The sequence below is a fragment of the Demequina muriae genome (assembly GCF_030418295.1).
GTDB classification, from domain to species: domain Bacteria; phylum Actinomycetota; class Actinomycetes; order Actinomycetales; family Demequinaceae; genus Demequina; species Demequina muriae.
In genome coordinates this window covers 15,684-27,978 of sequence record NZ_JAUHQA010000001.1, presented here as the reverse complement: position 1 = coordinate 27,978, position 12,295 = coordinate 15,684, and the positions used below count along the sequence as shown (strand labels likewise).

Annotated in this window: 9 protein-coding genes and 1 tRNA gene; 8 read left to right on the top strand and 2 right to left on the bottom strand. The window is 68.0% G+C overall.

What is annotated here, in order from left to right:
- Window positions 1–73 precede the first annotated feature (73 nt).
- From gltB to pyk, 3 genes are read left to right on the top strand one after another with little or no spacing between them, the layout of a single operon-like run.
- Window positions 74–4,609, top strand: a complete 4,536-nt coding sequence (gene gltB, locus QQX02_RS00115) for a glutamate synthase large subunit (protein ID WP_301140454.1) — start codon at window positions 74–76, stop codon at window positions 4,607–4,609.
- On the top strand, window positions 4,602–6,065 hold the full coding sequence (locus QQX02_RS00110; protein ID WP_301140453.1) for a glutamate synthase subunit beta: 1,464 nt from the start codon (window positions 4,602–4,604) through the stop codon (window positions 6,063–6,065). The genes gltB and QQX02_RS00110 overlap by 8 nt, the downstream gene beginning before the upstream one ends.
- A gap of 19 nt (window positions 6,066–6,084) precedes the next feature.
- A complete protein-coding gene (pyk, locus tag QQX02_RS00105) occupies window positions 6,085–7,503 on the top strand; it encodes a pyruvate kinase (RefSeq protein WP_301140452.1) in 1,419 nt (472 codons plus the stop codon).
- 85 nt (window positions 7,504–7,588) lie between these two features.
- Here pyk and QQX02_RS00100 read toward each other — a convergent pair whose 3' ends face one another.
- Window positions 7,589–8,053, bottom strand: coding sequence for a methylglyoxal synthase (locus tag QQX02_RS00100; protein WP_301140451.1), 465 nt, complete (start codon window positions 8,051–8,053; stop codon window positions 7,589–7,591).
- A gap of 106 nt (window positions 8,054–8,159) precedes the next feature.
- Here QQX02_RS00100 and QQX02_RS00095 point away from each other — a divergent pair, with 106 nt between their 5' ends.
- Genes QQX02_RS00095 through QQX02_RS00085 form a run of 3 tightly spaced genes read left to right on the top strand, consistent with a single transcriptional unit; the run spans window position 8,160 to window position 9,799 of the window.
- Window positions 8,160–8,474, top strand: coding sequence for an ArsR/SmtB family transcription factor (locus QQX02_RS00095; RefSeq protein WP_301140450.1), 315 nt, complete (start codon window positions 8,160–8,162; stop codon window positions 8,472–8,474).
- Window positions 8,471–9,526 (top strand): permease, encoded by a 1,056-nt coding sequence (locus QQX02_RS00090; protein WP_301140449.1) that lies wholly within the window; start codon window positions 8,471–8,473, stop codon window positions 9,524–9,526. The genes QQX02_RS00095 and QQX02_RS00090 overlap by 4 nt, the downstream gene beginning before the upstream one ends.
- A 30-nt stretch (window positions 9,527–9,556) precedes the next feature.
- Window positions 9,557–9,799 (top strand): thioredoxin family protein, encoded by a 243-nt coding sequence (locus QQX02_RS00085; protein ID WP_301140448.1) that lies wholly within the window; start codon window positions 9,557–9,559, stop codon window positions 9,797–9,799.
- A gap of 51 nt (window positions 9,800–9,850) precedes the next feature.
- Here the strand turns inward: QQX02_RS00085 and QQX02_RS00080 are convergent.
- A tRNA-Leu gene (locus tag QQX02_RS00080) sits at window positions 9,851–9,924 on the bottom strand.
- A gap of 126 nt (window positions 9,925–10,050) precedes the next feature.
- On the opposite strand from QQX02_RS00080, the gene QQX02_RS00075 reads away from it, so the two are divergent.
- Window positions 10,051–10,677 carry an ANTAR domain-containing response regulator gene (locus QQX02_RS00075; RefSeq protein ID WP_301140447.1) on the top strand — a complete coding sequence of 209 codons (627 nt, stop codon included), beginning with the start codon at window positions 10,051–10,053 and terminating at the stop codon, window positions 10,675–10,677.
- Between the two features lie 233 nt (window positions 10,678–10,910).
- Complete coding sequence (locus tag QQX02_RS00070; protein ID WP_301140446.1) at window positions 10,911–12,179, top strand: ABC transporter substrate-binding protein; 1,269 nt, start codon at window positions 10,911–10,913, stop codon at window positions 12,177–12,179.
- The last annotated feature ends 116 nt before the right edge of the window (window positions 12,180–12,295 follow it).

Genomic DNA, 12,295 nt, shown 5'->3' with positions numbered 1-12,295 from the left:
TGTTCCCGGGCCGACGGCGTCCCGCAATCAATCAAGTCTTCGGCCTGTGCCGACGACGGCTAAGGACGGTGTGATGGCCGCGAAGTCCCGCGTCAACCAGCCCGCTACCGGGCTCTACGACCCCGCATACGAGCACGATGCGTGCGGTGTCGCCTTCGTGGCGACGCTTCGTGGCACACCCGGGCGGGACATCGTCGACGCGGGCCTGACGGCCCTCAAGAACCTCGAGCACCGCGGTGCCGTGGGCGCCGAGACCGAGACGGGCGATGGCGCGGGCCTGCTGACGCAGATCCCGCATGCCTTCCTGCGATCGGTCGTCGACTTCACGCTGCCGGACGACGGGGCCTACGCCGTCGGCATCGCCTTCCTCACGCCGGGGGAGGAGAACGCCGAGGTGCGCGCCTTCGAGGACGCGGCCCGTGCCGAGCACATGCATGTGCTCGGATGGCGCGACGTGCCCGTGAACCCCGAGCCGCTCGGCCCGTCCGCGCGTGCCGCCATGCCCGTGTTCCGTCAGGTGTTCGTCGCCGCGGATGGGCTCGAGGGAGTGGCCCTCGACCGCCGCGCCTACCGGGTGCGGAAGAGGGCCGAGAAGTCGGGTGGGCCGTTCTTCGCCTCCCTGTCGAGCCGCACGCTGACGTACAAGGGCATGCTGACGACCTATCAGCTGGAGCAGGTGTTCCCGGACGTCACCCACGAGCTGTTCGCGTCCGAGCTGGCGCTGGTGCACTCGCGCTTCTCGACCAACACGTTCCCCTCGTGGTCGCTCGCTCAGCCGCTGCGCGGGATCGCCCACAACGGTGAGATCAACACGGTGCAGGGAAACCGCAACTGGATCACTGCGCGCGAGGGGACGATGAGCTCGCAGCTCCTGGGCGACATGTCGGACCTGAAGCCGATCTGCACGCCCTCCGCCTCCGACACCGCGTCCTTCGACGAGGTGCTCGAACTGCTGCACCTCGCAGGCCGCTCCATGCCGCACGCCGTGCTGATGATGATGCCGGAGGCATGGCAGAACAACGACGAGATGGACCCCGACCGCCGGGCCTTCTACGAGTACCACTCCGCGCTGATGGAGGCATGGGACGGCCCCGCCGCCCTCCACTTCACCGACGGCAGCCTCATCGGGGCCACGCTGGACCGCAATGGTCTGCGGCCCGGTCGCTTCTGGGTGACCGACGACGGTTTGGTGGTCGCCGGCTCGGAGGCCGGCCTGCTCGACATCGATCCCGCGAAGGTGGTGCGCAAGGGGCGACTGCAGCCCGGCCGCATGCTGCTGGTGGACACCGCCGCCGGCCGCATCATCGAGGACGAAGAGATCAAGTCTCAGCTCGCGGCCGAGCACCCGTACCAGGAGTGGGTGCGCGAGAACGCGGTGCGCCTCGCCGATGTTCCCGACCGTGAGCACGTCGTCCACTCCCGTGCGTCCGTGAAGCGTCGCCAACGCGCCTTCGGCTACACCGAGGAGGAGCTCAAGCGCCTGCTCACGCCGATGGCGCAGCAGGGCCTCGAGCCGATCGGTGCGATGGGATCCGACACGCCGATCGCCGTGCTGTCGAGCCGCCCGCGACTGCTGTTCGACTACTTCACCCAGATGTTCGCGCAGGTGACCAACCCGCCGCTGGACTCGATCCGCGAAGAGATCGTCACGGCCATCGGCGGTGCGATCGGACCCGAGCCGAACCTGCTCGAGGCGACTCCTGAGCATGCGCGGAAGGTGCTCCTCGAGTTCCCCGTGATCGACAACGATGAGCTCGCGAAGATCCTGCACATCGACGCCGACCCTCGTCTCGAGGGCGTGTTCTCGTCGCGCCGCGTCCGGGGTCTCTACCGAGTCGCAGACGGGCACGAGGGCCTGGAGCGCCGGCTCGCGGACATCTTCGACGAGGTCGACACCGCGGTCGCGGACGGCGTGTCGTTCATCGTGCTGTCCGATCGCGACTCGAACCAGGACTTCGCCCCGATCCCGTCGCTGCTGCTGACATCCGCCGTGCACCACCACCTGGTCCGCAACCACACGCGCACCCGCTGCTCGCTCGTGGTGGAGGCAGGCGACGTCCGCGAGGTGCACCACGTCGCACTCCTCATCGGCTACGGCTGCGCCGCTGTGAACCCCTACCTCGCGATGGAGACGGTCGAGGACCTCGCTCGCCGCGGCTACCTGGGTGACACCTCGGCGGACGTTGCGGTGGCGAATCTGATCAAGGCGCTTGGCAAGGGCGTGCTCAAGATCATGTCCAAGATGGGCATCTCGACCATCGCCTCGTACCGCGGAGCGCAGGTCTTCGAGGCCGTGGGCCTGTCGCGTGAGTTCGTCAACCGCCACTTCGTGGGCACTCCCAGCCAGATCGACGGCGTCGGCATCGACGTCGTCGCGCAGGAGGTCGCGCTCCGCCACGCCGATGCGTACCCCGCCTCGGGCGAGATTCAGCCGCACCGCCGCCTCAACAGCGGCGGCGAGTACCAGTGGCGTCGTGACGGCGAAGAGCACCTGTTCGACCCGCATACGGTGTTCGCGCTCCAGCACTCGACTCGGACGCGCAAGTACGACGTCTTCCGGCAGTACACGGACCGCGTCGACGATCAGTCCAAGCGCCTGATGACGCTGCGCGGGCTGTTCGAGTTCTCCTCCGACCGGCCCGCGATCTCGATCGACGAGGTCGAGCCCGTGAGCGACATCGTCAAGCGCTTCAACACCGGCGCCATGTCGTACGGCTCGATCTCGGCAGAGGCGCACGAGACCCTCGCGATCGCGATGAACCGTCTCGGTGGACGATCCAACACCGGCGAGGGCGGCGAGGCAGTCGAACGGCTGTACGACCCCGAGCGCCGCAGCGCCATCAAGCAGGTCGCGTCAGGGCGCTTCGGCGTGACCAGCGAGTACCTGGTGAACGCGGACGACATTCAGATCAAGCTCGCGCAGGGAGCCAAGCCAGGTGAGGGCGGCCAGCTGCCCGGCACCAAGGTCTACCCGTGGGTTGCCGACACCCGGCATTCGACTCCCGGCGTCGGGCTCATCTCGCCGCCGCCTCACCACGACATCTATTCGATCGAGGACCTCAAGCAGCTCATCCACGATCTCAAGAACGCGAACCCGCAGGCGCGCATCCACACCAAGCTGGTGTCGGAGGTCGGTGTGGGCACCATCGCGGCCGGAGTCGCCAAGTGCAAGTCCGACGTCGTGCTGATCTCTGGCCAGGACGGCGGGACGGGCGCGAGCCCGTTGAACTCTCTCAAGCACGCCGGTGCGCCTTGGGAGATCGGGCTGGCCGACACCCAGCAGACCCTGGTGCTCAACGACCTGCGCGACCGCATCGTGGTCCAGGTCGATGGACAGATGAAGACCGGTCGCGACGTCGTGGTCGCCGCGCTGCTGGGCGCGGAGGAGTTCGGCTTCGCCACCGCCCCGCTCGTGGTCGAGGGCTGCATCATGATGCGCGTGTGCCACCTCGACACGTGCCCGGTCGGCGTCGCCACGCAGAACCCCGAGCTCCGGTCGCGGTTCTCGGGCAAGGCGGAGTATGTGGTGACCTTCTTCGAGTTCATCGCTCAGCAGGTCCGTGAACACCTCGCGGCGCTGGGCTTCCGCACGATCGCCGAGGCCGTCGGCCACGTCGAGGCGCTCGATACGCGCAAGGCCATCGACCACTGGAAGGCCAAGGGGCTCGACCTGTCGCCCGTGCTTGCGCGCCCCGAGCCAGGCCGTGCGATCACGAGCTCGACCACTCAGGACCACGGCCTCGACGAGGCGCTGGACCGCCGGCTCATCGAGCTGGCCGCTCCGGCCCTCGAGCGCGGCGAGCAGGTCTCCATCGAGCTTCCCATTCGCAACGTCAACCGCACCGTCGGCACGATGCTCGGCCACGAGGTCACCAAGCGGTACCGCGGCGCCGGCCTGCCGGACGACACGATCGACATCACGTTCTCCGGGTCGGCGGGCCAGTCATTCGGCGCCTTCCTCCCGAAGGGCATCACGCTGCGGCTCCTCGGGGACGCGAACGACTACGTCGGCAAGGGCCTGTCCGGCGGCCGCGTCGTCGTGCGCCCGCACCGCGAGTCGATGATGGATGATTCGAAGGACGTCATCGCCGGCAACGTGATCGGATACGGCGCCACCAGCGGAGAGATCTTCCTGCGCGGTCAGGTGGGCGAGCGGTTCCTGGTCCGCAACTCCGGCGCCTCGGCCGTCGTGGCCGGAGTCGGAGACCACGCTCTCGAGTACATGACCGGTGGCACGGCCGTGATCCTGGGCCGCACCGGTCGCAACCTCGGTGCAGGAATGTCCGGGGGAACGGCATACGCGCTGGACCTGCGGCGTGAGCGCGTGAACCGTCAGGCCCTCGCCTCCGGCGAACTGACGCTGAGTGCGCTGGACCCCGAGGACGAGACGATCGTCCGCGCGCTGATCCAGCGTCACCTCGACCTGACGGAGTCGCCGCGTGCGCGCGACATCCTGACCCACTGGGACGAGTACCGCGGGCGGTTCACGCGCGTGCTCCCCGCACAGTACGCGCGAGTGCGCGACGCTCTGGCCGAGCTCGAGTCGGTCGGCGGTGACCTGCGTGCCCCGGGCGCGTGGGCAGAGTTCTTGGAGGTGACCAGTGGCTGATCCTCGCGGATTCCTCAAGCATCGGGAGCGGGAGCTGCCAGCATCGCGGCCAGTGCCCGTGCGCCTGCTCGACTGGAGCGAGGTGCGCGACGAGCTCACGCGCGACGAGCCGACGCTGCGGCGCCAGGCGACGCGGTGCATGGACTGCGGCATCCCGTTCTGTCACCAGGGATGTCCGTTGGGCAACCTCATCCCTGAGTGGAACGACCTCGTTCGCGAGGGTCACTGGAGCGATGCGATCGAGAGACTGCACGCCACCAACAACTTCCCCGAGTTCACCGGTCGCATCTGTCCGGCGCCGTGCGAGACGTCGTGCGTGCTCGGCATCAACCAGCCGGCCGTGACCATCAAGAACATCGAGGTCGAGATCATCGACCACGCGTTCGAAGACGGCAACGTGACCCCGCACGTGCCTCAGCGCCAGACCGGCAAGACCATCGCGGTCGTCGGCTCCGGCCCCGGCGGTCTCGCCGCCGCGCAGCAGCTGACCCGGGCGGGCCACACCGTCCGCGTCTACGAGAAGGACGACCGCTTGGGCGGTCTGCTTCGCTACGGCGTCCCGGACTTCAAGCTGGACAAGATGCACATCGACCGTCGCATCGCCCAGATGGAGGCAGAGGGGACGCGGTTCCGCACGGGCACCGCGATCGGCACCGACATCGCCTGGGACGAGCTGCGCGCCCGCTACGACGCGGTGCTGGTGGCGACCGGCGCGCCGAAGCCTCGGGATCTGCCGATCCCCGGCCGCGACCTCGATGGCATTCACTACGCGATGCCGTACCTGTACCAGGGCAACAAGGCGGCCGCTGGCGACGACGTGCCGGATCAGATCCACGCTGAAGGCAAGCATGTGATCGTGATCGGTGGCGGCGACACCGGTTCCGACTGCATCGGCACCGCGCTTCGTCAGAAGGCGGCGTCGGTGACCACTCTTGCGATCGGAAAGAAGCCGCCGGAGGCGCGCTCCGAGACGGAGCCGTGGCCCACCGACCCCCGCATCTTCGAGATCTCGTCGAGTCACGAAGAAGGCGGCACCAGAGAGTACTTGGCGTCCACCGTCGAGTTCGTGGGCGAGGACGGCCACGTCACCGCCCTGCGCGTAGCCGAGACCCAGTACAACCCGGACGGCTCGCGCACCCCCACCGCAGGCACCGAGCGGGACCTTCCCGCTGACCTGGTGCTCATCGCGATGGGCTTCACGGGCCCGGAGACCGCAGAGCTGTCCTCTCAGGGCGGCCTCGCGATCACCGAGCGGGGAGCGATTCAGCGTGGCGAGGACTACGCCACGAATGTCGACGGCGTCTTTGTCGCCGGGGATGCGGGCCGCGGCGCCTCACTTGTCGTGTGGGCGATCGCCGAGGGCCGCGCGGCAGCCGCCGAGATTGATCAGTACCTGTTGGGGAGCACCGAGCTCCCTGCTCCGGTGACGGCGCACACCGCCGCCATCCGGGCTTAACACCGTAAGGTTGGAGAACATGCGAAACGCGAAGATTGTCTGCACCATCGGCCCCGCGACGGCCGCCATCGAGGACATGCGCCTGTTGGTGGATGCCGGAATGGATGTCGCCCGGATCAACCGCTCCCACGGCAGCGCCGAAGAGCACGAGCAGGTGTACCGGAACGTGCGGCAGGCCGCTGAGGAGGCCGGACGCAACGTCGCCGTCCTGGTCGATCTCCAGGGACCCAAGATCCGTCTCGGCCGCTTTGCCGACGGACCTCACGATCTCGCCGTCGGCGACGTGTTCACCATCACGACGCGCGACGTCGAGGGCACCAAGGACATCTGCGGCACCACCTTCGAGGGTCTGCCCGCCGACTGCTCGCCCGGTGACTCGCTGCTGATCGATGACGGCAAGGTCCGCCTCGAGGTGACCGAGGTGACGGACACGGACGTCGTCACAACCGTCGTCGTGCCCGGCCCGGTCTCGAACAACAAGGGCATCAACCTTCCCGGCGTCGCGGTCTCCGTTCCCGCACTGTCGGAGAAGGATGAGGACGACCTGCGCTGGGGCCTCAAGATGGGCGCCGACTTCATCGCGCTGTCGTTCGTCCGCTCCGCAGCCGACTATGCCGACGTCGCCCGCATCATGACCGAAGAGGGCATCACGGTGCCCGTCATCGCCAAGGTCGAGAAGCCTCAGGCCGTCGACAACCTCGAGGAGATCGTCGACGCGTTCGACGGGATTATGGTCGCCCGAGGCGACCTCGGCGTCGAGCTCCCGCTCGAGGACGTCCCGCTGGTGCAGAAGCGCGCCATCGAGCTGTGCCGCGCGAATGCCAAGCCGGTCATCGTCGCGACCCAGGTGCTGGAGTCCATGACTCACTCGCCCGTCCCCACGCGCGCCGAGACCTCCGACTGCGCGAACGCCATTCTGGACGGCACGGACGCGGTGATGCTGTCGGGCGAGACGTCCGTAGGCGAGTTCCCGATCGTCACGGTCGAGACCATGGCCCGCATCGTCAAGAACACCGAGGAGAAGGGCTTCACGCGGATCGCGCCGTATCTCACGACGCCCAAGACCCGCGGCGGCGCCGTGACCCATGCGGCCGCCGAGATCGCCGATGTGCTCGACATCAAGTACATCGTCACCTTCACCCAGTCCGGTGACTCGGCTCTGCGCATGGCGCGCCTGCGCCCGAGCGTTCCGATGCTTGCCTTCACCCCGGAGCCCAAGACCCAGAAGCGTCTCGCGCTCACGTGGGGCGTGCGCTCCGCACTGGTGAAGCGGGTGGAGTCGACCGACGAGATGGTCAACCTCGTCGACGCCTACCTCACGGAGAACAAGATGGCGAGCGAGGGCGAGTACGTCGTCGTCGTCTCCGGCACGCCGGTGGGCGTCCCGGGCACCACCAACTCGATCTTCGTGCACAAGGTCGGTCAGGTGCGCAAGTAGCACTGTGCGCAAGTAGCACTCAGCGTTCACACGCCGCGACGGCCCGCTCTCGACAGAGAGCGGGCCGTCGTCGTGTCGGGCTGCGTCAGGGGGTGCCGGAGAACTCCGTGTAGTCTCGCGGGCCGAACGGCGGCACCACGCGCTCGTACTCCTCGTGGAACAGGGGAGAGGAGATCAGGAAGTCCGCGGTCGCCACGTTGCTCGCCATGGGGATGTTCCACACGGTGCACAGCCGCAGCAGCGCCCTGACGTCAGGGTCGTGGGGCTGCGACTCCAGAGGATCCCAGAAGAAGATCAGCATGTCGATGCCGCCCTCCGCGATGCGGGCGCCGATCTGCTGGTCGCCTCCCACCGGGCCCGAGAGGAATCGGTGCACCTGCATGCCGAGCTCGTGCTCGAGCATGTTGCCGGTGGTGCCGGTGGCGTAGAGATAGTGCTTCTTCAGCGACCCGGCATTGAAGCTCGCCCACTCGAGCAGCTCGGGCTTCTTGTTGTCGTGCGCGACGAGAGCGATGTGTCGGGCCGCGGGAGGCTCTGGCGTGGTGTTCATCTCTGCAGTATGGCGCGTCAACGACGTTTCGATCACGCTGAGCTGCCACGCCGTGCTGCGACCTTGGTCCCCCTTGCGGCCGCGCGCGTCGCCATACGCTTCAAGTGTGGCTGTATCAATCGGGATTGAGACGGGACTGGCCCGCTCCACTGAGCGTGTGGCCCTGCTCGAGGCCGTCTCCGACGCGGTGCGGTGGACCGTCCTCGACGTCCTGTCGCACGGCCCGCAGTGCGTCTGCGACCTGCAGGCCCGTGTGCCCGTCCCCGGCAACCTGCTGAGCTACCACCTGAAGGTCCTGCGCGAGGCTGGCCTCGTGACGGCGTCCCGCCGCGGGCGTTGGGTCGACTACGCCATCGCCAGCGACGCCCTGACGCGGCTCGCCGATGCTCTGCCCGGCGTGCACCGGACGGGGGAGCCATGAGCGCGCCGATGCGCGTGAGCAGCGGTCCGCGCGGCGCGACGGTGCGAATGGTGACGGTGCTCGCCGGTCTGGCGCTGCTGTGGGCAGGCCTCTTCGCCCTCAACGAGGTGGCCTGGGACGTGCTTCTCGGCGACTGGCTGGGCCTGGACCTGAGCGAACGCATCGTCGATGCCGTGCACTTCTTCTTCTACGACACGGTGAAGATCCTCCTGCTGCTGGTCGGAATGATCTTCGTGATCGGCCTGCTGCGGACCACGCTGCGCCCCGAACGGGTGCGGACGTTCCTGGAGGGGAAGCCGCTGTTCCTGTCGCTCGCCATGGCGGCCGTGCTCGGGGCGTTGACGCCCTTCTGCTCCTGCTCGTCGATCCCGATCTTCATCGGCTTCGTCGCCGCCGGCGTGCCGCTCGGGGTGACGTTCGCGTTCCTCATCGCGTCGCCCCTGGTGAACGAGGTCGCCGTAGTGATGCTCGCCGACATGTTCGGCTGGGAGGTCACCGGCACGTATGTGGCCGCGGGCCTGGGGCTGGCGATCGGAGCCGGGTGGGTGTTCTCGCGGATGAGCCTCGAGCGATGGGTGGAGGACTTCGTGTTCGCGGCGCCCGTCGCCGCACTGGGAGCGGACGGCCACCGGCCCACCCTGGGTGAGCGCGTCGAGGCGGCGCGGGAGGAGACCCGCGAGATCCTCGGACGGGTGTGGGCGTGGGTCATCCTCGGCGTGGCCGTCGGCGCGGGCGTGCACGGCTGGGTCCCGACTGAGTTCTTCGCCACGTATGCCGGCCCCGACAACCCGCTGGCGGTGGTGGTGGCGACCCTGGTGGGCATCCCTCTGTACTCGAACGCGGCCGGCGTCATCCCCATCGCGGAGGCGCTGTGGGCCAAGGGCATGGCCACCGGCACAGTGATGGCGTTCATGATGGGCACCGTCGCCCTGTCCATCCCGGAGTTCATCCTGCTCAAGCGGGTGCTCAAGGGGCCGCTCCTCGGACTCTTCTTCGGCACCGTCGCCATAGGAATCATGATCATCGGGTTCTTCGTCAATGCCGTCTTCTAGCGGCGCACCACTCACACCATGGAGGTCACTATGAACATCAAGATCCTCGGCCCTGGATGCCGCAACTGCATCACCCTGGAGAAGGTCACAAGGGAGGCGGTCGCCGAGCTGGGCCTCGCCGCTGACATCGAGAAGGTCACGGACTACGCGGCCATCGCCGGCTATGGCGTGATGACCACGCCTGGGCTGGTCATCGACGATGAAGTGGTCATCGCCGGTCGTGTTCCGACGGCCGCACACGTGCGCGAGCTCATCAGCGCCAGACTCGCGTGACCGTACGCGCGGGAGTGCACGTCGCTTCGCGGCGCGTGCCTGACGCGTGGGTGCCCCGAGTGGGATTCGAACCCACACTGGTACGGGTTTGAGCCGTATGCCTCTGCCGGTTGGGCTATCGGGGCCAGCGCGTCACATGCTAGCGCGTGCACGGTCGGACTCCGCGCGACGGAGCGTCGCCGCGAGCCCATTCACGCCCATCGGCCGCGCCGGTTGGGCCAATGGGCACCAGGGATATTAGGCTGGGCACCGTGACTGAGACCCATGACACCGCAGACCAGCCCGAGGCGCAGTCCAAGAAGCGTCGCGCCGTCGTCGCCGAGGACGAGGCGCTGATCCGGATGGACATCGTCGAGACGCTGACCGAGGGCGGCTATGACGTCGTCGGTGAGGCGGCCAACGGCGAGGAGGCGGTCGCCCTCGCGATCGAGCACAAGCCCGATGTCGTGGTCATGGACATCAAGATGCCCGTGATGGACGGCATCACGGCGGCCGAGAAGATCGCCGCCGAGCGTGTCGCGCCGGTCGTGCTGCTCACGGCCTTCAGCCAGACCGAGCTCGTCGAGCGCGCCCGGGATGCGGGTGCGATGGCATACGTCGTCAAGCCCTTCACCCCTGCGGACCTGCTTCCCGCCGTCGAGATCGCCGCGTCGCGATTCGTCGAGATCCGCGCGCTCGAGTCTGAGATCGCGGACATCACCGAGCGCATGGACACTCGCAAGAAGGTGGAGCGCGCCAAGGGCCTGCTGATGGAGAAGATGCGCCTGAACGAGCCCGAGGCCTTCCGCTGGATTCAGAAGACGTCCATGGACCGGCGCCTCACCATGCGCGAGGTGGCCGAGGCCGTCATCGACCAGATGGGCGACGCGAAGGCCTAGGCCGGCAGTGCCCCCACACCGCGCCAGCGATGGCGCGCCCTGACGCAGGAATGGCGCGTGACAGTCGCGAGCCGTGCAGAATACCTGGCAATTCGATTGTCGCAGGTCACGAAATCGTGATGCACATGACCCCCATCTGAAACGTCCGGACGCTACCGTGAGGTTAATGCCGCCAGGGACCGTCCCTGGTGGGATGGTCTGGCGGTCTTCCGCCAGTGTGGAGGGAACACAACATGGCTCGATGGAACACCATCGCGCGGGGCGCGGCGTTTGCCGCTGCGGCCTCGCTGGCCCTTGCGGCCTGCTCGAGCGAATCCGACCCCGAGACCTCGTCGACCGACGGCGGCGGCTCTGAGGCCTCCGGCGACGCCCTGACGATCGGCTCGCTGCTGCCGCTGACCGGCAGCCTCGCCTTCCTCGGCCCGCCCGAGGTCGCAGGAGTCGACTTGGCACAGAAGGAGATCAACGACGCCGGCGGCGTGTGGGGATCGGACGTGGAGATCATCCACACCGACTCGTCCGACACGGACAACCCGCAGATCGCGTCGCAGTCGGTGACCGAGCTCATCTCGCAGGACGTCGCAGCCATCGTGGGTGCGGCATCGTCTGCGGTGACGCTCAACGTGGTCGACGACGTGACGGCAGCCGGGATCGTGCAGATCTCGCCCGCGAACACCTCGACGGCGCTCACCGGCTACTCGCCGCTGTTCTTCCGCACCGCTCCGCCGGACACCGTCCAGGGCGACGCGCTCGGAAACCTGATCCTGAACGACGGGATCGAGAACCTCGGCATCCTGCTGTTCGCCGACGACTACGCCACCTCGCTGCGCGATGTGGTGCAGGGCGTCATCGAAGAGGCCGGTGGCACCGTGACCTACGGCGTCTCCGGCGACGAGTTCCAGACCGACGCCTCGAACTTCGAGTCGATCGTTCAGGACGTGCTCGCGACCAACCCCGACGGCATCCTCGTGATCGCCTTCGACCAGACGAAGGCCATCATTCCGGCCCTCGTGGGTGCGGGCTTCCCGGCGGACAAGCTGTACCTCACGGACGGCAACACCGCGGACTACTCGGCCGACTTCGAAGAAGGCACGATGACCGGCGCCCAGGGAACCATTCCTGGCGCCAACGCCGCCGATGACTTCAAGGCACTGCTCGACGAGGTCAACGGCAGCCCGCTCGACTCCTACGCCTACGGCGCAGAGTCCTACGACGCCACCATGCTGGTCGCCCTCGCGGCGCTCAAGGGTGGCGCCGGTGACGGCCAGACCGTCGCGGACAACCTGCCCGCGGTCTCCGGAGCAGACGGTGGCACCGAGTGCACCGGCTGGGTGGAGTGCTCGGAGCTGATCGAGGCTGGCGAGGACATCATCTACCAGGCGGTCTCCGGTGTGGGCCCGTTCAACGCAGACAACGACCCCTCGAGCGCCTACGTGGGCGTCTACGAGTACGACGAGACCAACGTCCAGACCTGGGTCGAGGCGGTGTTCGGCGAGGTCTGATCCTCACTGAACGTCACGCACAGCGAGAGGGCTCCCGGCTTCGGCCGGGGGCCCTCTTCGCGTGCCGAGGGCCGATGCGCGGGCAGGCTGCTCGGCCGTCGTCACGGACGCGGCGC

What these genes read in the sequence shown, in the direction of transcription:
- gltB (WP_301140454.1), top strand. Translation starts at nt 74, where the DNA reads ATGGCCGCGAAGTCCCGCGTCAACCAGCCCGCTACCGGGCTCTACGAC.
- pyk (WP_301140452.1), top strand. Translation starts at nt 6,085, where the DNA reads ATGCGAAACGCGAAGATTGTCTGCACCATCGGCCCCGCGACGGCCGCC.
- QQX02_RS00100 (WP_301140451.1), bottom strand. Translation starts at nt 8,053, where the DNA reads ATGAACACCACGCCAGAGCCTCCCGCGGCCCGACACATCGCTCTCGTC.
- QQX02_RS00090 (WP_301140449.1), top strand. Translation starts at nt 8,471, where the DNA reads ATGAGCGCGCCGATGCGCGTGAGCAGCGGTCCGCGCGGCGCGACGGTG.
- QQX02_RS00085 (WP_301140448.1), top strand. Translation starts at nt 9,557, where the DNA reads ATGAACATCAAGATCCTCGGCCCTGGATGCCGCAACTGCATCACCCTG.
- QQX02_RS00070 (WP_301140446.1), top strand. Translation starts at nt 10,911, where the DNA reads ATGGCTCGATGGAACACCATCGCGCGGGGCGCGGCGTTTGCCGCTGCG.